This is a genomic window from Allobosea sp. NPDC055332, from assembly GCF_053645455.1.
The window spans coordinates 183,529-204,977 of record NZ_JBSHMO010000003.1 but is presented as its reverse complement, the minus strand read 5'-3'; the positions used below and the strand labels follow the sequence as shown (position 1 = coordinate 204,977).

Sequence of the window (21,449 nt, the reverse complement as noted above, 5' to 3'; positions counted from 1 at the left end):
GCGGAGCCCCGCCTCGGCGGGATCGACGATGAGCTGGATCGAAGTCACCTATCATCTGCGCGGCGCACCTGAGGACGTCGAGGTGCGGGCGAGAGCAATCGCCATCGAGCAGAGCATCGAGATGCCGCCGGAGGCTGTCGATGATCCCTTCGTCCTTGGCGAGATCCTCGGCCGTGTCGTCGCGGTCGAACCCAAGGGCAGCGGCCTGCATGCTATCCGCATCCTGCTCTCCGCCGCCACGGTGGGTGGCGATGCCGGCCAGCTCCTCAACATGCTGTTCGGCAATTCCTCGCTCCATGACGACCTGACGCTCGCCGACTTCGCCTTGCCGCCCGATTTGCGCGCCGCGTTCGGCGATGGTCCGCAAGTCGGGCTCGACGGCCTGCGCCAGCGGGTCCGCGCAGAGAGACGGGCCCTCACCTGCTCGGCGATCAAACCGCAAGGGCTGCCGCCGCAGGAACTGGCGCGGCTGGCGGAAGCCTTCGCGCTGGGCGGCATCGATTACGTCAAGGACGATCACGGGCTGGCGACGCAACGCTACAGCCCGTTCCCGCAGCGCGTCGCGGCCTGCGCTGCCGCGGTGCGCCGTGCCGTCGCGCAGACGGGTCATCCGACCCGCTACGTGCCCAGCCTCTCCGGCAGCCTCGATGCCGTGCGCGAGCAGTTGCGCATCATCGCGGAGGAAGGGCTCGACACCGCGATGGTGGCGCCGGCGATCCTTGGCCTCGCCAATGTCCAGCAGCTCAGGCGGGACTATCCCGATATCGCCTTCCTCGCCCATCCGAGCCTGGCGGGTGCGGCACGGATCGAACCGGCCTGCCTGACCAGGCTCTGGCGGCTTACTGGCGTCGATGCGGTGATCTTCCCCAATCATGGCGGCCGCTTCGGCTATTCGGCGCAGACCTGCGAGCGCATCGCGCAGGCTGCACTCGCGCCGGAGCCGGGTCTCGCGGCGATCGCCCCGGTGCCGGCGGGCGGCATGAGCGTGGCGCGCGTGCCGGAAATGCTCGACTTCTACGGTCGCGACGTCATGCTGCTGATCGGCGGCAACCTGCTCGCCGAAGGCGACCGACTAAGCGAAGCCACGGCCGAGTTCGTCGCGCAGGTTCATCACCACTCGCAAGCGGAAGCCCGGGCGGAATCCCATGCCTGACGCCACCAAGAACGAAACACCCAATCTGCGCCGCCACGAAGATGGCTTCGCCTGGCAGGGCGTCGAACGCCTCGCCTACAAGCAGGATGGCGACGCGCCGTTCCGCGACGTCTCACGCCAGATCCTGTTCTCGCGGCCCGACCTTGCCGGCGAGCTGCGCTATTTCGAGGTCGCTTCCGGCGGCCACACCACGCTGGAACGCCACGGCCATGTCCACGGCGTCATGATCGTGCGCGGCCATGGACGCTGCCTCGTCGGCTCGCAGGTGAGCGAGATCGGCCCGCTCGACCTCGTCACCATCCCCGGCTGGACCTGGCACCAGTTCAAGGCCGCGCCCGACGAGCCGCTCGGTTTCCTTTGCCTGGTCGACGCGGCGCGCGACCGCCCGGCTCTGCCGACGCCGGAGGAACTCGCGACCTTGCGCACCTCGCCGGAGATCGCCGCCTTCCTCGACGGCTGAGCTGCAGCCGAAGAACCATCGCTCCGGCAGCTTCCTTGTAATCGCCCTCGCCTTGCAGTTCCTGCAAAATAGATCGATATACTGTACTTCTAAGCAGGGGATGTGCAGTGCTGACCAACAAGGGCAAATACGGCATCAAGGCGATGGTGCACCTCGCCAGGCTCGACGCCGGCGAAACTGCACAGATCGCCGAGATCGCGCAGCGCAACAACATCTCGAAGAAGTTCCTCGACGCCATCCTGTTGGACCTGCGCAATGCCGGCATGCTGCGCAGCAAGAAGGGCCCTGGTGGTGGCTACGCATTGGCGAAACCGGCCCGGACCATCAAGGTCGGCGCCGTCATCCGCGCCCTGGAAGGGCCGATCGCGCCGATCGACTGCGCCAGCCAGTCAGCCTTCAGGCCGTGCCAGGACTGCGGCGACATCGAAGCTTGCGTCGTTCGCTCGGTGATGCGGGAGGTGCGCGACGCGATGGCGGCCGTGGTCGACAACACCACCATCGCCGACCTGGTCAGCCGCGCCGCGGCCCACAAGCCCGAGATCGACTTCGCGATCTAAAATCTATTTCTTTAGTAGACAAATTAACATCGACCCTTATTTTCAACCGGAGCGGAAACCGCATTCCGGTGAGATCATGAATCAGCAGTTCGCCCCACCTGCCGCCGATATCCACGCTGACGCGTTCAAGGCGGTGATGCGCAATGTCGCGGGTGCGGTCAGTATCATCACCGCCGCGCATGGTGGCGAGCGCGCCGGCCTGACCGCGACGTCGCTGACCGCCCTCTCGGCTGAGCCGCCGACAGTCATCGTCTGCATCAACCGCGGCGCCTCCGCCTGGCCGAAGATCGAGGCTGCCGGCCATTTCGCGATCAATGTCCTGGCTGCCCGCCATCAGGCCATTGCCGACCGCTTCGCCGGCCGCGGCGGCTTCAAGGGTGAGGCCCGCTTCGCGGACGGCGGCTGGGCCCCGCTCGTGACCGGCGCTCCAACGCTCGTCGGCGCACTCGCCGTCCTGGACTGTGAGACCGAGGAGGCGATCGAGCGTCACTCGCACACGATCCTGATCGGCCGGATCAAGGCGATCCGGCAAGCGCAGGACGAGGGTGCGCTGCTGTACTGGCGTGGAATTTACGGGAAACTCGACGAGACGCTGCAATACGGCGCCGGCATCTGAGCCTTGGGGCGACTATCCTATCTCCACCGATGAACGGCAGAGTATCGTTCTCTAATCAGGTCCAAATTTGCCAAGTCGTTTTATTGACCGAACAAGCGATTGGCATTGATGATGGCACGATGAAAGGAGGCGCCGCATGGCCATCCTCATCGTCCCCGGATCAAGGGTAAAGTCTACGGATTGGCAATCCCGTTGGGAAAGCCAGCTCGACTTTGTCCATCGTGTAGAGCAACCTGAAACGGCCCGCCCGCAGCTCGAGTTATGGCTCGAAACCTTGCGCGAGCATGTCGGGCATCGCCCCAATGCCGTACTCGTCGGCCATGGGCTCGGCGCGACCGTGATCGCTCATCTGGCGGCTCGATATCCCGATCTGCCGATCCGGAGCGCGATGCTCGTTGCCCCGGTCGATCCCGAGGCACGGACCGCCTCCGCCACCGGTCTCGCCTCGTTCGGTCCGTTGCCTTGCGAGCCGTTTCCGTTTCCGGCCTTCGTCGTCGCCAGCCGTACGGATCCTCATATGGCTATCGATCGAGCGCGCATCTTCGCCAATATGTGGGACGCCGCCTTCATCGATGTCGGCAATGCCGGACATCTCGATGCCGATAGCGGCCTTGGCGACTGGCCCGCCGGCCTCGACCTGCTCGAAAGGCTGACCGCTTTCGGCGCGCCTCCCGGCAGGTCTGGCGAGCGCTTTCCGACACGGCTCAGCCTGCACTAGGACCGGCGACAAAGCGGGCCTCGGCACCCTCAAATAATCTATAAAATTGATAGATAGCTTGAATGTCGCTTTCCCGCTTGTCCGGCGTCCTGCGCAAGACCCTGATCCAGGCCGTGCCGACAGTCATCGGCATCGTCATCCTCAACTTCCTCCTGCTGCAGCTCGCACCGGGAGATGCAGCCGATGTCATGGCCGGCGAGGCGGGCGCCGCGACCGAGGAGACGATGGCGATGCTGCGCAAGCAGTTCGGGCTCGATCTGCCCGTGCTCGATCAGTTGCTCGCCTATCTCGGCAATCTCGCACAGGGCAGCCTCGGCTTCTCGCCCCGCTACAACATGCCCGTCGCCGAGCTGATCGCGCAGCGCCTGCCGGGTACCCTGCTGCTCATGGGCCTTTCCCTGTCGCTGGCCCTCCTGTTCGGCATCACGCTCGGCACGGTGATGGCCCTCAACGCCGGGCGCTGGCCCGACCGGCTCATCTCCGTGGGATCGCTGATCTTCTATTCGGTGCCGGGCTTCTGGATCGGCCTGATGCTGATCGTGCTGTTCTCGGTCAAGCTAGGCTGGCTGCCGAGCGGCGGCGCGGAGACAATCGGGGCGGGTCTTTCGGGCTTGGAAAGCCTGCTCGACAAGGCCCGCCACATGATCCTCCCGGCTGCATCGCTGGCACTCTTCTATGTCGCGATCTACGCCAGGCTGACCCGGGCGACGATGCTCGAGGTCGCCTCGCAGGACTTCATCCGCACCGCCACCGCCAAGGGCCTGACGCCGTTCCACGTCGCGACCCGGCACATCCTGCGCAACGCGCTGCTGCCCGTGACCACGCTCGCAGGCATGCATTTCGGCGGCATTCTGGGCGGCGCCGTCGTGGTCGAGACCGTCTACAGCTGGCCCGGCCTCGGGCGCCTCGCCTTCGAAGCGGTGATGCGACGCGACTTCAACGTCCTTCTCGGCGTGCTGCTGCTCTGCTCGCTGCTCGTCATCATCGTCAACATGGTCGTCGACCTGCTGCAGGCATGGCTCGACCCGCGCATCGAGGTTCGCTGATGGGTGTGATCGAACGGTCCCTGAGCCATTCCGGGGCGATTGTCTGGGCGGGGCCGACCTCCGAGCCGCTCGTGTCACCGGCCGCCGTGCTGCCGGGACCAGGCTTTGCCCTGTTCGGGCGGCAACAAGACAACGTAAGCGCGCCGGCGTCGCAGACGGCTGCGCCAGCAATTGAGTCTGCACCAGCCGGCAACCAGCGGGCACTGAAGGCTTTTCTGCGCAATCCATCCGGCATGGTCGCGCTGATCTTCCTCGTGCTCGTCGCCATGATCGCCCTCGCCGCGCCGCTTCTCTACCCCGACGACCCGCTCTCGATGGTCGCCCGGCCGTTCCTCTGGCCGGGACAGAATCCGGAATTTCCGCTCGGCACGGATTCGCTCGGCCGCGATGTCGCGGCGGGGCTCGTCTGGGGCGCACGGATTTCGCTGCTGGTCGGCTTTACCGCCATGGCGCTCGGCGTCAGCGCCGGGATCGCAGTCGGAGCGACGGCGGGCTATTTCGGCGGCTGGATTGACGATGTGCTGGTGCGGCTGACCGAGGTCGTCCAGACCGTGCCGAGCTTCGTGTTGCTCGTCGTGCTCGTCGCCATCGCCCAGCCCTCGATCACCACCGTGACCTGCGCGATCGCGATAGTGACCTGGCCGATGGTTGCTCGCCTCGTGCGCGCCGAATTCCGGTCATTGCGCGAAAAGGATTTCGTCACCGCGGCGCGCGCGATCGGCTCCGGGCCGGTGCGGATCATCCTGCGCGAGATCCTGCCCAATGCGCTCTCGCCGATCATCGTCACCGCCTCCGTGCTGGTCGCTTCGGCGATCCTGATGGAGTCGGCCCTGTCCTTCCTCGGGCTCGGCGATCCCAATCTGGTGAGCTGGGGCAGCATGATCGGCGCCGGCCGCGAATTGCTGCGCACCGCCTGGTACCTCACCGCCATTCCCGGCTTCGCCATCGTCCTCACCGTGCTGGCGCTCAACCTCGTCGGCGATGCGCTGAACGACGCACTGAACCCACATCTCTCGGCCGGGCGCTGAGACAGCTCCCCTCGCCACAGACAAGGACACCAGACGTGACTGCCATCGATTATCGCCATCTCGGGCGCTCGGCCCTGCGTGTCTCGCCGCTGACGCTGGGCACCATGATGTTCGGCCGCGAGACCGATGAGGCCACCTCGCACCGTATCATCGACAAGGCACGCGACCAGGGCATCAACTCGATCGACACCGCCGACGCGTACAGCAAGGGCGAGTCCGAGCGGATCACCGGACGGGGTATCGCCAGGCAACGCGACCACTGGGTGTTGGCGACCAAATTCGCCAACGCGCTCGGCGACGGCCCCAACCAGCGCGGCATCTCGCGCAAATGGATCGTCGAGAATGTCGAGGCCAGCCTGAAGCGGCTCGGCACCGACTATATCGACATCCTCTATTTCCACCGCGCTCCGTTCGACGAGCCGCTCAGCTAAGCTGTGCGCGCCATCGCCGACCTGATCCGCCAGGGCAAGCTGCGCTATTTCGGCGTCTCGAACTTCCGCGGCTTTCGCATCAGCGAAGTCGCCCATCTCGCCGATCAGTACGGCATCGACCGCCCAGTGGTCAGCCAGCCGCTCTACAACATCGTCACCCGCACCGCCGAAGCCGAGCAACTGCCGGCTGCGGCCTTCAACGGGCTGGGCGTGATCTCCTACAGCCCGCTGGCCCGCGGCGTGCTCACCGGAAAGTATCAGCCGGGCGCCGACCCCGCCCCCGACAGCCGCGCCGGCCGCAAGGATCCGCGCATCCTCAACACCGAGTACCGCCCGGAATCGCTCGACATCGCCCAGCGCATCCAGCGCCACGCCGCCGCCCGCGGCATCTCCGCGCTCGACTTCGCTCTCGCCTGGGTGCTGCACAACCGGCTCGTTACCTCTGCCATCGCCGGACCGCGGACCGAAGCGCAATGGGACAGCTACCTGCCGGCGCTGAACTATCGCCTCACCGCCGAGGACGAGGCCTTCGTCGACAGCCTCGTGCCGCCCGGCCACGCCTCGACCCATGGCTGGAACGATCCGAGCCACCCGCCGGAAGGCCGGGTGCCGCGCCAGTTTGCCGAGGCGGCTGCGGCCGTCGCACAGAAGGCGGCCTGAGGCAGCGCCCATAACGAACGAAAGCCCCGCAGACCAGCTCTGCGGGGCTTTTTCAATGCGCGAGCGCCTGCCTCAGAGCCGCAGACCCCGCTGCTTCAGCAGCGGCAGGATGCGCTCCTCGAAATGGTCGAAGTCGGCCTTGAAGTCGTAGAAATTGATCTGCAGCCCGTCGATGCCAATCGCATGCAGCGCGGCGATCTTGTCGACGACCTGCTCGGGCGAGCCGATGATCTCGATATTGCCGCCGAGCCCCAGCCCCTGCTTGTTGGCAGCATCGGCTCGGCCGCGCCAGGCGTGGGCGTCGCTGTCATAGCCCTGGTTGGTGCCCTTGCCATGCGCGGCGAAGGTAGGCCCCGTCAGCACCGGCTTGTTGTCATGGATCGCCTGCGCATAGGCCTGCGCCTCGGCCTCCGTATCCCGCGAGACGATGATCGGGTTGATCAGCGTCTTGGCCTCGCGGCCGAAGGCGCGCGCCCGGTCCTTGATCGCGGCGATATGCGGCGGCAGCGTCGCCAGCGCGCTGTCGATATGCGAGCCGCCCGGCGAGGTGATGAAGACAAGGTCGGAATGCTTGGCGGCGAAGTCGATGCCGGCCGGCGAGCCGGTGGCGTTGACCAGGATCGGGCGGCCGTAGAGCGGCTTCGGCGTGATCCAAGCATCGTGCAGCCGCCAGGGGTTGAGGCGCCCCTCGTAGGAATAGTTCTCGTCCTCGCTCCACAGCCGGCTCAGCACGTCGAAGAGCTCGTCCGCCATCAGATAGCGCTTGTCGTGCTCGATGCGCTGGCGGCCGAACATCTCGTGCTCGACGGCGCGGTGGCCGGTGACGATGTTGATGCCCCAGCGGCCCTTGCTGATGTGATCGAGCGTCGCGCCGAGCTTGCCGAGATGCAGCGGGTGCCACGGCCCGTAGAGCACATGGATCGTCGAGATCAGCAGGATGTTCTTCGTGATCGCCGCCATGGCGCCGAGCGCGACGAAGGCATCGAGCGAGGCGTCGCCGTCATAGCCGCCCTTGGGCAGCCATTGCGTGCGGCTGAAGGCGATCTCGAAGCCGAGCGCATCGGCGCGCTTCACCACCTCGGCATTGTAGTCGAAGGTCCAGGTCGAACTCGTCGGCAGATCCGAGAAGCGGATGTCCTGCAGATTGAGAAACAGCCCGAGCAGCAGCGGCTGCTTCAGTGCACGCGAGAGCGGGCTGTCGGGATAGTCGGTCTGCCGGCGCAGTGGCGGGCCGGCCCGGTCTTCGGCGAGCGCGGTCATCAGCAATCTCCGATCGGCGTGAGGGATTAATCGAGCAGGCCGCTCCCCGAACCGAAGCTCAAAAATCAGCGACCACTGCCCTCCCGGCAGGCTATCACGGCGAGAAAAGCGCTTCTTTCCATATGCTCTCGTCAAATTAGTCTATTTTTCTAGTATACTATATTGCCTGCCAAACGACAGCCATCCTAGGCTTGGCCATTCCCCTCGCATCGCAGAGCAAGGCCATGTCCGCGCGCCTCCTGACCACGATCGTCGCCGCCGTCCTGGCGGCCGTCCTGCCCCTCTCAGCCGCCCTGGCGCAGCCCAAGCGCGGCGGCACGCTGAACATGCTGGTCGAGCCCGAACCGCCGGCGCTCTCCACCATCGCCCACACAGCCGGTCCCTCGACCAAGGTCAGCGGCAAGGTGCTGGAGGGGCTGCTGACCTATGACCACGACCTGACACCAAAGCCGCAGCTCGCAACGGAGTGGGCAATCAGCGAGGACGGGCTGCGCTACTCGTTCAAGCTGCGCGAGGGCGTGCTCTGGCATGACGGCAAGCCCTTCACCTCGGCCGACGTCGCCACCTCGATCGCCATCCTCAAGCAGTATCACCCGCGCGGGCGCGGCACCTTCGCCAATGTCGTCACCGTCGAGACGCCGGACCCGCTGAGGGCGGTGGTCGTGCTGTCGAAGCCGGCGCCCTATCTGATCAGCGCCTTCGCGGCTTCGGAGTCGCCGATCGTGCCCAGGCACCTCTATGAAGGTACCGATCCGTCGACCAACCCGAAGACCAATGCCCCGGTCGGCACCGGCCCTTACATCTTCAAGGAATGGGTGCGCGGCAGCCATGTCGTCTACGAGCGCAACCCGAACTATTGGGACAAGCCCAAGCCCTATGTCGACCGGCTGGTGGTGAAGTTCATTCCCGATGCCGCCGCCCGCGCCGTCGCCTTCGAATCCGGCACGGTCGATCTCGGCGGCGAGACGCCGGTGCCGCTCTCCGAACTCGACAGGCTGAAGAACGATCCGCGCATCGGCATCGAGGAGAAGGGCTATTCCTACAGCCCGTCGGTGCAGCGCATCGAGTTCAACTTCGAGAACAAATACCTCAAGGACGTACGCGTGCGCCGCGCCATCGCCCATGCGATCGACAAGCGCGTCATCCTGAACACCGTCTGGTACGGCTATGGCGAGCCGACCGCGACGCCGATCAGCGCCCGGCTCACCCGCTTCCACGACCCGTCCGTGAAGCCCTACGCCTTCGATCCGAAGAAGGCCGAGCAATTGCTCGACGAGGCCGGGTTCAAGCGCGGCGCCGATGGTGTGCGCTTCCGCCTCAATCACGACTTCCTGCCCTATGGCGACGGCTATCGCCGCACCGCCGACTATTTGCGCCAGGCGCTCTCGAAGGTCGGGATCGAGATCACCATTCGCTCGCAGGACTTCGCCACCTATATCCGCCGCGTCTACACCGAGCGCGACTTCGACTTCACCAACAACTCGATGGGCAACACCTTCGACCCGACGGTCGGCGTGCAGCGGCTCTACTGGTCGAAGAACTTCAAGAAGGGCGTGCCGTTCTCGAACGGCTCCGGCATCAACAACCCGGAGATCGACGCCCTGCTCGAGGCCGCGACCGTCGAGCTCGACCCGGCCAAGCGCAAGCAGCAATTCGCCCGTTTCCAGCAGATCGTCGCCGAGGAAGTGCCCTCGATCACGCTGCAGACCCTCGCCAACCTGACGATCTACAACCGCAAGGTTAAGGACCACACGGTCGGCGCCGACGGGCTCAATGGCAACCTCGCCGATGTCTGGATCGAGCAATGACCGACCTGCCTTCTTCCTCCGCCAGCGAAGCACTGCGCCTGCTCGGTCCCTTCCCCGACAACTGGGTCCCGACGCGGGACGGCATCGACCATGACGTCGTCATCGTCGGCGGCGGCCATACCGGCGCGACCTTCGCCTTCGCGCTGCAACGCGCCGGCATCCGCCGGATCAGCGTCATCGACGCCGCTTCCGACGAGGCCAGCTCCGGCGTATGGCTGACACGGGCGCGGATGAACCTGCTGCGGACGCCGAAGAACCTGGCGGGGCCCGAGCTCGGCGTGCAGGGCCTGAGCTTCCAGGCCTGGTACGAGGCCCGCCATGGCAAGCAGGCCTATGCCGACCTCGTCCGCATCCCGCGCCTCGACTGGGCGGAATATCTCTCCTGGTTCCGCGCGACGCTGGGCCTGCAGATCCGCTACCGCACGCGATTGCTGCGGATTGAGCCTGCCGCCGATCATCTGCGGCTGCATCTCGATATCGACGGGCAGCGGACGATCGAGACCGCCCGCAAGGTCATCCTCGGCAGCGGCGTCGCCGGCAGCGGCTACCCGTATCTGCCAGCGGTGCTGGAAGCCCTGCCGTCGCATCTGCGTGCCCATACATCGGAGGTCATCGACCTCGCCGCGCTGCGCGGCAAGTCCGTCGCGGTGCTCGGTGCCGCTGCTTCGGCCTTCGACGCTGCCGGCGCGGCGCTGGAAGCAGGCGCGCGCGAGGTCCACCTCTTCGCCCGTCGCGACCATATCGCGGCCACTCCGGTGTCGCGCGTGCGCGGCTATCCCGGCGCCTATGACAATTATCGGCATTTGCCGGACGCGACCCGCTGGCGACAAGCTTTCCGCTTCCGCGATGCCGGTTCGACGCCGACGCCGGACGCAATCGAGCGCGCCGTGCGTTTCGCAAACTTCCACATCCATCTAGCGGCGGGCTGGCAGCAAGTCCGTGAAGAGGATGACCGCATCGCGGTCGAGCTGGCCGCCGGCAAGTTCTATTTCGACTTCGCCATCGCCGGCACCGGCTTCCGGGTCGATCTGGCCCGCCGGCCCGAGCTCGCCGAGATCGCCGGCGACGTCCTGCTCTGGCGCGATCGCTATGCCCCGCCGGAGGCCGAACGGGACGAGGATCTCGGCGCCCATCCCTATCTCGGCTTCGGGCATGAGCTGCTGGAGAAGACACCGGGCGCGTCGCCGCAGCTCCGCAACATCCACGTCTACAATCCCGGCGGATTCGTCAGCTTCGGCTTGCCGATCGGCGACGTGCCCTCGATCCGCCGTGACGTGCCGGCCGTGGTCTCGGCGATCGGCCGCGACTTGTTCTTTGCCGATATCGAGCACCACCAGACGCGCTTTGTCTCCGGTATCGCACCGGAGTTCGGCGAGGAGACCTGGCGCTCGGCCGTCTGGAGCGGCGCGCGGCAGGCTGCCGAATAGGGCTACGATCTGGCACCGGGCTTTCTTCGAAAAGCCCGGTGCCTGCGATCAGAACACCCGCCCTGCCTTGAGAAAGGTCGTTTCGTCGTTGATGACATAGTCGCCGATGGCGCGCGCCTTCTGGCGCAGCGGATTATGCGTCGAGAGCGTGCGGATGTTGCGCCAATGGCGGTCGAAATTATAGCGGCTCGCCGTGGTCGAGCCGCCTCCCGTCTCGAACAGCGTCTCCGCCGCCTTCAACGCCTGCGGATAGACGGCGATCTGCGTGCGCGACACGGCCAGCGAACCCGCCAGCAGGAGATCGTCGAGCTCCGGCACATTGCGGGCGAGGCCCTCGGCCGAGCGGTCTAGCGCTGCAGCGGCAGCCGCGATGGCAGCGTCGATGGCGAAGGAGGCGGCGGAGAGCTCGCCGACCACCTGCTGCACGAAGGGGTCCTGGCGCCCGGTCTCGGCCGCGCTGTGCAGGGCCGCGCGCGCATCGCGCTGCGCATAGGCGACGGCATCGCTGACGATGTTGCGGACAATACCGGCAGCACAGGAGACCAGATGCAGCTGGCGCAGCGACGAGGTGTGCCGCCCGATCGCCAGGCCGAGTTGGCGGTAGGTGACCTCGCCTGGATGCACCACGACATCGTCGAGCGTGACGCTGCCGCTGGCGGTCAGGCGCTGCCCCATCCCGTCCCAGTCGTCATGGACAGTGATGCCGGCCCGGCTGGTCGGCACCAGCACGCCGACCGGCCTCTCCTGCTCATCCTGGGCGCTGAAGACCGCGTAGCCGGCAAAGGCCGTGCCCGTCGCGTAGAATTTGCGCCCGACCAGCCGGAAGCCATCGCCGTCGCGAAGGAGACGCGTCGTCACCTGCCCCGGCTTGGCGGTGCCGAGCTCGGTCGAAGCGCCCGCAAACAGCGCGCCATCCAGCACGAGACCCAGCAGCTCGCGCGAGCGCGGCGTGTCCTCGCCCAGGACGTGGGTCTCGGTGAAATTGAAATGCGAGCGCAATGCATGCGCCACGTTGGGGTCGGCCGCGGCGAGCGTGACGATGACTTCGAACAGGTCGCGCAGGCTCCCGCCGGGACCGCCGAGACGGGTCGGCACGCGCAAGGCACCGAGGCCGGATTCGCGGAACAGGCGGAAGCTCTCATGCGGCAGCTCGCGCCGCTGCTCGCGTTCGGAGGCTCCGATGGCGAGACGCCGCGCCAGCTCCGGCAAGCGAGCCAGCAACTCTTCCCGCCCTGGCCCGGCCAGCTTCTCGTCGCGCTTCAGGGCGGCGGTTCCCGCTCGCGTCATATCGGCAGCTCCATCTGATCAATGGACGACTGCAGCCGCCCCATCCCAGAGCGCATGCTGCACAGCGCGATGTCAATAGTCTACTAATTTAGAGATCAAACTTACGAATGCCGACCTTGGCTCGGGAATGCGGCACGTCTCGTTCTTACTGCTCGCGCGAACGGAAATTATCGATAGCACGAGACCGCGTCGATGAAATCCTATCCCAAGCGTGGCGTGAAATTAGATTATCTATTTTATAGACTAATATCGTCTCGCTGCTAGCCTAACGGTATTCGGCCTGCGGATCGGCAGGCCTGCGGTTCCGCCAGCACGCGATCGAGGCTCATGACGACCCTAGCCGACACCTCCCTCCATCTCCTGCGCGAGCGGCAGCAGCCACGTCCGCCCGCCTGGTCCGGCCTGAGCGCCGGATTAGCCTGGGCTGCGGTCGCCATCAGCGCCGTCGCCTGGCCCGATGTCAGCGATTGGCTGGAGACGCGTCGCTTCGCGCTCGGCGCAGCGATCTTCGCGGCCGGCTTCATCAGCCTGACCCTTGCCGGCCGCTGGCTGCCGCGGGCTGGCGACTGGATCCGCGAGGCCGGCCCCTGGGCGACCGCGTCGGGCGCCGCACTGACGCTCTGGCAGCTCGCCTCGGCCAAGTTCGGCTGGCTGCCCCTGCCGTTCTTCCCGCCGCCGCAGGCCCTGCTCGAGGTCTATACGGAAGACTATGCGACGCTGGGCGCCAGCGTCTTCGCCTCAATGAAGCTGCTGGTCACCGGCTTTGTCGTCGGCGCGGTGCTCGGCTTCCTCACCGGCGTCGCCATCGGCTGGTCGCGTCAGGCCGGCTACTGGGTGCATCCGGTGCTGCGCTTCATCGGGCCGCTGCCGGCCACCGCCTGGCTGCCGATCGCCTTCTTCGCCTTTCCGTCGAGCTGGAGCGCCAGCATCTTCCTGATCGCGCTGGCGACCGGTTTTCCGGTGACGGTGCTGACCTGGTCGGGCATCGCCAGCGTCAACAGCCGCTATTACGACGTCGCCCGCACGCTCGGCGCCAGGCCCGGCTTCCTGATCCTGCGCGTCGCCATTCCCGCCGCGCTGCCGCATGTCTTCGTCGGGCTGTTCATGGCGCTGGGCTCAGCCTTCTCGGTGTTGATGGTGGCCGAGCTGGTCGGGGTGAAGGCCGGCATCGGCTTCTACATGCAATGGGCCCAGGGCTGGGCTTCCTACGCCAATGTCTATGCCGCGCTCGTCGTGCTGGCCCTGCTCTGCTCAGGCTCGATCACCCTGCTGTTCCGCCTGCGCGACCGCGTCCTCTCCTGGCAGAAGGGTCTCGTCCAATGGTAGCGCTCGCTCTGCAGCCCGCGGCCCGGCCGATCGCCGGCGCCTCGCTCGCCATCGACAAGGTCAGCCACGCCTTCGATCTCGACGGCTCGGTCCTGCCGGTGCTCGACCATGTCAGCCTCGACGTGAAGCCGGGCGAGTTCATCGCGTTGCTCGGCCCCTCCGGTTGCGGCAAGTCGACCCTGCTGCGCCTCGTCGCCGGGCTTGAGCCGCCGCGCAGCGGGGCCTTGCGCGAGGACGGCAAGCCGATCACCGGCCCGCACCCCTCTCGCGTCGTGGTCTTCCAGGATCCGACCCTGTTCCCCTGGCTGACCGTTCGCGACAACGTCGCGCTGGGCCCGCGGGCGCAGGGCACGCTGAAGGAGCAGTGGCCGCGCGTCGACGAGACGCTGGCTCTGGTCGGCCTCAGCAAGTTCGCCAATGCCTATCCGCACCAGCTCTCGGGCGGCATGGCCCAGCGCGTCGCTCTGGCGAGGGCGCTGGTCAACGACCCCTCGATCCTCATCCTCGACGAGCCGCTCGGCAAGCTCGACTCGCTGACGCGCTTGACCATGCAGGCCGAGTTGGTCTCGCTCTGGCAGCGCAAGGGCTTCACCGCGATCCTCGTCACCCATGATGTCGAGGAGGCGCTGTTCCTCGCCACACGCGTCGTCATCTTCAGCGACCGGCCGGCCAGCGTGAAGGCCGATTTTGCGGTCGACCTGCCCTATCCGCGCCATCGCGGCGATCCGCGCCTCGCCGAACTGCGCCGCGAAAGCCTCGGCCTGCTCGGCCTCGACGCCAGCTGGTAGCCGCCTCACTCCCCATTTCCCCTTCGCCCACGGAGATTTCGCCATGTCCGACAACAGCCCGCTTCTCTCCCGCCGCACGCTCATCGCTGGCGGCTCAGCGCTTGCGCTCGGCGCGCCGATCGCCGCCGGCTTCGGCTCGGCGCCGTCGCTGGCGCAGGGCGCGCCGCATAAGCTCAAACTCGGCTGGAGCGGCACCGGCATCTGCCTGATCTCGGTGCCGGCGGCGGCCGAGAAGGGCTTCTTCACCAAGCACGGGCTCGACGTCGAGATCGTCAAGTTCGGCTCGAATTTCGACGGCAGCCTCGAAGCTGTCGCTTCCGGCAAGATCGACGCCACCGTCAACTTCATCCTGCGCTTCCTGAAGCCGCTGGAGCAGGGCATCAACATCCGCTTCACCGGCGCGCTGCATGGCGGCTGCATCCGGGTGATCTCGGGCGTGGGCTCGCAGGAGGTCGACTACAAGTCGCTGAAGGGCAAGTCGATCGGCGTCGTCGACATGGCGAGCGCCGGCAAGAACTTCCTCGCGGTCCAGCTCTTCAAAGCCGGTATCAACCCGGCCAACGAGGTCGACTGGCGCGTCTATCCGGTCGACCTGCTCGGCGAGGCCATCAAGAAGGGCGAGATCCAGGCAGCCGTCGATGCCGACCCCGGCATCTTCCTCGTGCTCAAGAACAATGAGGGCAGACTGCACGAGATCGGCGGCCTGCTCACCACCGATCCTTACAAAGACCTGTCCTGCTGCGGCATCGCGGTCCGCAAGGACTTCGCCGAGAACAACAAGCCGGCGAGCGCGGCCCTGACCCGCGCCCTGTTGGAGGCGGCCGACTGGGTCAAGAACAACCCCGACGAAGCCGCACAGATCTTCACCGCCTACAGCCCGATCGCCAAGCCGATCCTCGGCGAGATCATCCGCAGCCACACGCACGAACATCATTTCGGCTCGGGCAAGCGGCTGCGCGATGAAATCGCGCTCTATGCCGACGACCTGCGCTCGGTCGGCGTCATCCGCCCGCGCACCGATCCCAAAGCGCTGGCCGAACGCATCACCGTCGACGTCCTCAGCTGACGTCTCCCGAGGCGGATGCCAGCCCGGCATCCGCCAACCCTCCCCGTCATCAGGATGCCGACACCGTGACTGATCACGCGATCACGGACATGACCGTTACAGTCGCGCCGGCCGACATCAGCCAGCGCGACCTCACCCTCGTTTTCGCCACGCTCGCCTGGAGCGCCGCCGGCGCGATCACCCTGCTCTGGCCGAACATCCGCGACTTTGCCCTGACCGCGCATCTCGCCGCCGGCCAATGGCTGATCGGCGCGACATTGCTGCTCGGCTACGGACTCGGCGCCCGCCTGCGCGGTGTCGACCGCTGGCTCAGGAAGAACGGCCCCTGGCTGATCGCCCTGCCGGTGCTACTCTCGATCTGGCAGATCGCCTCGGCCAAGACAGGCTATTGGCCTCTGCCCTATTTCCCGCCAGCGCAGGGCTTGCTCGAGGCTTATGCCAGCGACTATCCGCGCCTGCTCGAAGGCATCCGGGCTTCGCTGGTACTGCTCTCGCTGGGGATCGCCTTCGGCGCGGTTGCCGGCTTCCTCACCGGCCTCGCCACCGGCTGGACACGGCGTGTCGGCTACTGGACAAGCCCGATCCTGCGCTTCATCGGCCCGATCCCGACCACGGCGCTGATCCCGCTGGTGCTGTTCCTGTTCCCGTCGAGCTTCAGCGCCGGCGTCTTCCTCGTCGCGCTTGCGACCTGGTTCCCGGTGACGATCCTGACCTGGTCGGGCGTCGCCGCCGTCGACAAGGCCTATTACGACGTCGCCCGCACGCTCGGCGCCAGCCAGCGCTTCCTGCTGCTGCGCGTCGCGATCCCGGCCTCGCTGCCGCATCTCTTCGTCGGCCTGTTCATGGGGCTCGGCCACGGCATCGCCGTGCTGGTCGTCGCCGAGATGATCGGGGTCAAGGCCGGGCTCGGCTACTACATCGACTGGGCCCGCGGCTGGACCGCCTATGGCCATCTCTATGCCGGGCTGCTGGTCATGGCCGTGCTGTTCTCCGGCCTCACCACCCTCCTCTTCCGTATCCGTGACCGGCTTCTCGTCTGGCAGAAAGGCGTCGTGCAATGGTGACCGAATTCCCAAGCGGAGAAGCCGCCGCTTCCCCCACGCGGCGCGAGGCCATGATCACGCTGGCGCTGCTGGCGATCGTCGGCTCCACGCCCGCGCTAGCCCACGCCCATCTCGTCAGCGCCAGCCCGGCCGTGGACAGCACCGTCCGCACCGCCCCGCGCGAGGTCTCGATCAGCTTCACCGAGAAGCTGGAGGAGAAGCTCTCCAGCATCACCGTGAAGGACGCCACCGGCCGCCGCGTCGACAGCGGCGCGGCCCGTTTCGCCGACACCAGCGGCAAGAAGCTCCTCGTCGCGCTGAGCGAGCTGGCGCCGGGCCGCTACACCGTCGACTGGGTCGCGGCCTCGGTCGACACCCACCGCACCAATGGCAGCTTCGCCTTCACCGTGAGTGCCTGACTTGGCCGGCGCCGCCCTCGACCTCCTGCTGCGCCTGGCGCGCGGCATCGAGCTGATGGCGGCGCTCGCAGCGTTCGGAACGCTCGCGATCGCGCTTCTCATCCCGCGCTCGTCCAGCGATGAGCGTCCCTTCGAATGGGTCCGTCCTGCCCTGCGGTCTCTGTTGCGTCACGCGATCATCGTCGCGCTGATCGCCTCCATCGTCTGGTTGCCGCTGCAGGCTCTGCGCGCGAGCGGCGGCGAGATCGACCTGTTCGCCGCGACCCGCATCATCGCAATGGATACGGTTTTCGGCCATGCGCTGCTGATCCGCTTCGCATTGCTGGCGCTCATTCTCGAAGCCGCAGGCGATCTGCGCTCACCCTGGCGAGCCGGCTTCGCCACATTGCTGGCGGCAGCGGCCGTGACCTTGCAACCCTGGCTCGGCCACGCCGCTGCGGCATCGACACCCGCCCTGCCGATCCAGATCGCGCTGCACACCGCCGCCGCCGGGCTCTGGATCGGCGCACTGCCGGCTCTGTTCATTACCGCCGCGCGGTTACCGGTTGTCGCCGCGGCAACGACGGTCCGTCGCTTCTCCTGGCTCGGCCTCGTCGCCGTCGGCACCATCGCGGCGACCGGGCTTCTGCAATCGCTGCCCCTGGTCGGCGATCTCGGCGGCCTGCTCGGCACGCCCTATGGCCTGCTCCTCCTGGGCAAGGCCGCGATATTCGCGGCGCTGCTGGCGCTCGCCGCCCTGAACCGCTTCGTGCTGACGCCCAGGTTATCGGCCGGCGCGCGTCGCCCGCTGCTGATCAGCATCGCGATCGAGCTTGCTCTTGGAATCGGCGCGATCGCGATGGCAGCATGGCTCGCCAACCAGCCGCCGGGAGCGCATGAGCAGCCGGCCTGGCCCTTCCCGCTCCAGCCCGACCTGTCGCGGATCGACGAAGCCTATTTCGCCAAGGAGCTATGGCGTGCAGCCGTGCTGGCAAGCGTCGTCGGTGCGGGCCTGCTGACGCTGTTCTGGCGCCGGACCCGCCTCGTCGGCCCCCTCGGGGCGGCCATCACCATCGCGCTACTGCCCTTCCCCAACCTGCCCTTGCTCGCCAAGCCGGCCTGGCCGACGAGTTTCCAGCGCTCCGAGACCGGTTTCACCGCCGCTTCGATCCTGCGCGGCGAGGCGCTGCTGAAGCGCTACTGCACGCCTGACTGCTTCCGCCCGCGCGACGATCCCTCCGACCCGACACCCTACGGGCTCTGGCAGCGCCCCGACGGCGATCTCTATGGCTGGCTGACGGACACCTTCGACAGGATCGGCCACAGCCCATTCCCGCATGGCACGATCGCGGGCCTCGGGCCGCGCGAGCGCTGGCAATTGATCGACTATTTCCGCGCCCGCGTCGCCGGGACCTCCGCCGGGCGCAGCGGAAGCTGGCGCCATCCGGTGCTGACGCCGGACTTCCCGATCTTCTGCCGCGACGGCAGCAGCACGATGCGCGACATCCTCGGCCGCTCCGGCCCGATCGAGATCACCATCGCCGACGAGCTTCGGACCCATCCGGAGCCCGCTCCGGAGAACATAAGGCTCACACGCGTCCTGCTGCTGTCCAGGGACAGTCAATCCGTTCCCGACGACTTCGACTGCCTGTCGAGCTCGCCGGACGCGCTCGCGGCGCTCGCTTTGATGGCTGGCCTCGACGAGGCGAAACTCGGTGGGGTGCGCCTGCTCGTCGACGCCAATGGCTGGCTGCGCAGCCGCATCTTGCCGGTCGATCCCGAGGCTGCTTCGTCCCCCAGCTGGCGGGACGAACTCACTCGCATCGTCGCCGAGCCGTTCGAAGCCGGTGGCATCGGCACCCACCGTCATTGATCATCCCAGCAAGGAGCACGCCGCCATGAACATCGCTGCGCCCAAGGACAATTTCGCGGCGGCAGACGCGCCCGTCGGACCGCGCTCGCCCGAACTGGCAGCGCTGATCGCGCGGATCGGCGAAGGCGCTTCCGAACGCGATCGCACCCGCACGCATCCTTACGCCGAGATCGACTTGATCCGCGCCGCCCGCTTCGGCGCCTTGCGGGTTCCGCTCAACCATGGCGGAGCCGGCGGCTCGCTGCGCGACCTGATCGAGGCGATCATCGCACTCGGCGCCGCCGATCCGAATGTCGCGCACGCTTTGCGCAATCATTTCAGCTTCGTCGAGCGTTTCGCCCAGCCGGCGCTCGATCCACAGAACGGCCGTTGGCTGGCCGAGGTCGTGGCCGGCAAGATCTTCGGGCTGGCCGCCGGCGAGTTGACCGCCTTGCCGGTCGGCGGGAGCCCACTCGAAACGCTGCTGACGGCCGATGGCGAAGGCTATCGGCTGAGCGGCGAGAAATACTACAGCACCGGCACGCTCTATGCGGACTATGTCGTGGTGCGCGCCCAGGACGAGGCCGGCCGGCTGGCCTCCGCCATCCTGCCGGTCGAGCGCGCCGGCATCACCCGCCTGGACGATTGGGATGGCGTCGGCCAACGCCTCACCGGCACCGGCACGACGCGGTTCGAGAATGTCCGGGTCGAGGCCGACGAGGTCGTATGGGACGAGGCCGGCGGCAGCTATGCCCGGCCCTATCACACGACCTTGCCGCACATCTTCGTCACCGCAGTCGTCGCTGGCATCATCAGGGCCGTGGCGCAGGACGCCATCGCCTTGCTCCACCGGCGCGGCCGCTCCTTCGCCCACGCGCCGATCGCGACGCCGGCGGACGATCCCCTGCTCCAGCAGGTCGTCGGCCAGGTTGAAGCTGCCGCCTTTGCCGCCGAAGCGACCGTGCTCGCCGCAGCCGAGGCGCTCGACCGGGCAACGGCTTCGGCCGAGGACGGCGTCATCGACGAAGCCCTCGCCCATGAGGCCGCCCTCACGGCTGCCAAGGCCAAGATCGTCGTCGATGAGCTTGCGATCCGCGCCGGCTCGCAGCTCTTCGATGTCGGCGGGGCCTCGGCCGCCAAGCGCGAGAGCAATCTCGACCGGCACTGGCGCAATGCCCGCACACTCGCGGCGCACAACCCCGGTTCCTACAAGGCACAGGCGGTCGGCGCCTATGTCGTCAGAGGCACCGCGCTGCCGAAGACCGGCTTTTTCTAGAGACCAGCGTAATTCCGGCGCGACCTGCCACGGCCGCGCCAATCCTCTTCAGTTCCCAGGAAGCCCATCCGATGAGCATCGCCCCTTCCCCGACAGCCAATATCCTGTGGTTCCTGCCGACGCATGGCGACGGGCGCTATCTCGGCACCGCCCAAGGCGGCCGCCAGACTGATCTTGGCTATCTGCGCCAGGTCGCGCAGGCGGCGGACCAGCTCGGCTATTACGGCGTGCTGCTGCCGACCGGGCGCAGCTGCGAGGATTCCTGGATCGTCGCCTCGGCGGTCGCGCCGACGACGCAGGAGCTGCGCTACCTCGTCGCCGTCAGGCCCGGCCTGCAATCACCGACGGTCGCGGCCCGCATGACCGCGACGCTCGACCGCGTCAGCAATGGCCGGCTGCTGATCAACGTCGTCACCGGCGGCGATCCCGTTGAGAACGCCGGCGACGGCATCTTCGCCGACCATGACGAGCGCTACGCCGTCACGCGCGAGTTCCTCTCGATCTATTCGGCGCTGCTGCGCGGCGAGACGGTCGACCATCACGGTGCGCATCTCAAGGTCGAGGGCGCCCAACTGCTCTATCCGCCGGCGCAGGAGAATGGCCCGCCACTCTATTTCGGCGGCTCCTCGCCAGCCGGCATCGCGGTCGCTGCCGAGACGATCGACAAATACCTGACCTGGGGCGAGCCGCCCGCCGCCGTCGCAGAGAAGATCGATATCGTCGACAAGGCGGCCAGGGCAGCCGGCCGCAAAGTCTCGTTCGGCATCAGGCTGCATGTCGTCGTCCGCGAGACGGAGGAAGAGGCATGGTCCGCGGCGAACCGGCTGATCAGCCATCTCGACGACGAGACGATCGCAAAATCGCAGGCGACCTTCGCCCGCATGGATTCCGAAGGACAGCGCCGAATGTCGGCTCTGCATGGCGGCCGGCGCGACAGGTTGGAGATCTCGCCCAATCTCTGGGCCGGGGTCGGCCTGGTGCGCGGCGGCGCCGGCACTGCGCTCGTCGGCAATCCCGAGCAGGTCGCGGCCCGCATCCGCGAGTATCAGGGCCTCGGCATCGACAGCTTCATCCTCTCCGGCTACCCGCATCTGGAAGAGGCCTATCGTTTCGCCGAGCTCGTCTTCCCTTTGCTCGACCTCAATCATGGCAAACCGCGCTTGCCCGGCGTCGTCAACAACGGGCCCTTCGGCGAGACGATCGCCAACGACGTCAAGCCGGCGCAGGCTCGCGCCACCGGCTCCTGAGG

The 21,449-nt window shown here is 67.1% G+C and carries 18 protein-coding genes and 2 pseudogenes; 18 read left to right on the top strand and 2 right to left on the bottom strand.

Features of this window, described 5'->3' with window-relative positions; translation table 11 throughout:
- Positions 1–28: 28 nt before the first annotated feature.
- The 8 genes and pseudogenes from ACWIGM_RS17350 to ACWIGM_RS17315 all read left to right on the top strand — a co-directional run bounded on the left by ACWIGM_RS17350 (position 29) and on the right by ACWIGM_RS17315 (position 6,669).
- Complete coding sequence (locus tag ACWIGM_RS17350; protein ID WP_454027206.1) at positions 29–1,153, top strand: RuBisCO large subunit C-terminal-like domain-containing protein; 1,125 nt, start codon at positions 29–31, stop codon at positions 1,151–1,153.
- Positions 1,146–1,613, top strand: coding sequence for a cupin domain-containing protein (locus tag ACWIGM_RS17345; protein WP_454027205.1), 468 nt, complete (start codon positions 1,146–1,148; stop codon positions 1,611–1,613). Before ACWIGM_RS17350 ends, ACWIGM_RS17345 begins: the two co-directional genes overlap by 8 nt.
- A 107-nt stretch (positions 1,614–1,720) precedes the next feature.
- On the top strand, positions 1,721–2,170 hold the full coding sequence (locus tag ACWIGM_RS17340) for an RrF2 family transcriptional regulator (protein ID WP_454027204.1): 450 nt from the start codon (positions 1,721–1,723) through the stop codon (positions 2,168–2,170).
- 76 nt (positions 2,171–2,246) lie between these two features.
- Positions 2,247–2,786, top strand: coding sequence for a flavin reductase family protein (locus tag ACWIGM_RS17335; RefSeq protein ID WP_454027203.1), 540 nt, complete (start codon positions 2,247–2,249; stop codon positions 2,784–2,786).
- 136 nt (positions 2,787–2,922) lie between these two features.
- Positions 2,923–3,504, top strand: coding sequence for an RBBP9/YdeN family alpha/beta hydrolase (locus ACWIGM_RS17330; RefSeq protein WP_454027202.1), 582 nt, complete (start codon positions 2,923–2,925; stop codon positions 3,502–3,504).
- Between the two features lie 62 nt (positions 3,505–3,566).
- A complete protein-coding gene (locus ACWIGM_RS17325; RefSeq protein ID WP_454027201.1) occupies positions 3,567–4,550 on the top strand; it encodes an ABC transporter permease in 984 nt (327 codons plus the stop codon).
- Between the two features lie 158 nt (positions 4,551–4,708).
- A pseudogene (locus ACWIGM_RS17320) lies at positions 4,709–5,578 on the top strand (ABC transporter permease); the annotation flags it as partial.
- 44 nt (positions 5,579–5,622) lie between these two features.
- Positions 5,623–6,669 (top strand): annotated as a pseudogene (locus ACWIGM_RS17315) (aldo/keto reductase).
- Positions 6,670–6,741: 72 nt separating this feature from the next.
- Here ACWIGM_RS17315 and ACWIGM_RS17310 read toward each other — a convergent pair.
- On the bottom strand, positions 6,742–7,929 hold the full coding sequence (locus ACWIGM_RS17310; protein ID WP_454027200.1) for an LLM class flavin-dependent oxidoreductase: 1,188 nt from the start codon (positions 7,927–7,929) through the stop codon (positions 6,742–6,744).
- A 224-nt stretch (positions 7,930–8,153) separates the two neighbouring features.
- Between ACWIGM_RS17310 and ACWIGM_RS17305 the strand changes: the two genes are divergently transcribed.
- Together ACWIGM_RS17305 and ACWIGM_RS17300 are read left to right on the top strand one after the other, a co-directional pair.
- Positions 8,154–9,737 (top strand): ABC transporter substrate-binding protein, encoded by a 1,584-nt coding sequence (locus ACWIGM_RS17305; RefSeq protein ID WP_454027199.1) that lies wholly within the window; start codon positions 8,154–8,156, stop codon positions 9,735–9,737.
- Positions 9,734–11,164: an FAD-dependent oxidoreductase gene (locus ACWIGM_RS17300; RefSeq protein ID WP_454027198.1), complete on the top strand. Its 1,431-nt coding sequence runs from the start codon at positions 9,734–9,736 to the stop codon at positions 11,162–11,164. Before ACWIGM_RS17305 ends, ACWIGM_RS17300 begins: the two co-directional genes overlap by 4 nt.
- A 48-nt stretch (positions 11,165–11,212) precedes the next feature.
- Here ACWIGM_RS17300 and ACWIGM_RS17295 read toward each other — a convergent pair whose 3' ends face one another.
- Positions 11,213–12,451 carry an acyl-CoA dehydrogenase family protein gene (locus tag ACWIGM_RS17295; protein ID WP_454027197.1) on the bottom strand — a complete coding sequence of 413 codons (1,239 nt, stop codon included), beginning with the start codon at positions 12,449–12,451 and terminating at the stop codon, positions 11,213–11,215.
- Positions 12,452–12,778: 327 nt separating this feature from the next.
- Between ACWIGM_RS17295 and ACWIGM_RS17290 the strand changes: the two genes are divergently transcribed.
- From ACWIGM_RS17290 to ssuD, 8 genes are all read left to right on the top strand, one after another.
- Positions 12,779–13,777 carry an ABC transporter permease gene (locus ACWIGM_RS17290; protein ID WP_454027196.1) on the top strand — a complete coding sequence of 333 codons (999 nt, stop codon included), beginning with the start codon at positions 12,779–12,781 and terminating at the stop codon, positions 13,775–13,777.
- A complete protein-coding gene (locus ACWIGM_RS17285) occupies positions 13,771–14,565 on the top strand; it encodes an ABC transporter ATP-binding protein (RefSeq protein WP_454027195.1) in 795 nt (264 codons plus the stop codon). The genes ACWIGM_RS17290 and ACWIGM_RS17285 overlap by 7 nt, the downstream gene beginning before the upstream one ends.
- 43 nt (positions 14,566–14,608) lie before the next feature.
- Positions 14,609–15,631: an ABC transporter substrate-binding protein gene (locus ACWIGM_RS17280; protein WP_454027194.1), complete on the top strand. Its 1,023-nt coding sequence runs from the start codon at positions 14,609–14,611 to the stop codon at positions 15,629–15,631.
- Positions 15,632–15,720: 89 nt separating this feature from the next.
- Positions 15,721–16,695 (top strand): ABC transporter permease, encoded by a 975-nt coding sequence (locus tag ACWIGM_RS17275; protein WP_454027193.1) that lies wholly within the window; start codon positions 15,721–15,723, stop codon positions 16,693–16,695.
- 50 nt (positions 16,696–16,745) lie between these two features.
- A complete protein-coding gene (gene copC / locus ACWIGM_RS17270) occupies positions 16,746–17,093 on the top strand; it encodes a copper homeostasis periplasmic binding protein CopC (protein WP_454027192.1) in 348 nt (115 codons plus the stop codon).
- Position 17,094: 1 nt separating this feature from the next.
- Positions 17,095–18,945, top strand: a complete 1,851-nt coding sequence (locus tag ACWIGM_RS17265; protein WP_454027191.1) for a copper resistance D family protein — start codon at positions 17,095–17,097, stop codon at positions 18,943–18,945.
- A 25-nt stretch (positions 18,946–18,970) separates the two neighbouring features.
- The gene (locus ACWIGM_RS17260) at positions 18,971–20,200 is read left to right on the top strand and encodes an acyl-CoA dehydrogenase family protein (RefSeq protein WP_454027190.1); all 1,230 of its coding nucleotides are present in this window, start codon (positions 18,971–18,973) and stop codon (positions 20,198–20,200) included.
- 71 nt (positions 20,201–20,271) lie between these two features.
- Complete coding sequence (gene ssuD / locus ACWIGM_RS17255) at positions 20,272–21,447, top strand: FMNH2-dependent alkanesulfonate monooxygenase (RefSeq protein ID WP_454027189.1); 1,176 nt, start codon at positions 20,272–20,274, stop codon at positions 21,445–21,447.
- Positions 21,448–21,449: the final 2 nt, after the last annotated feature.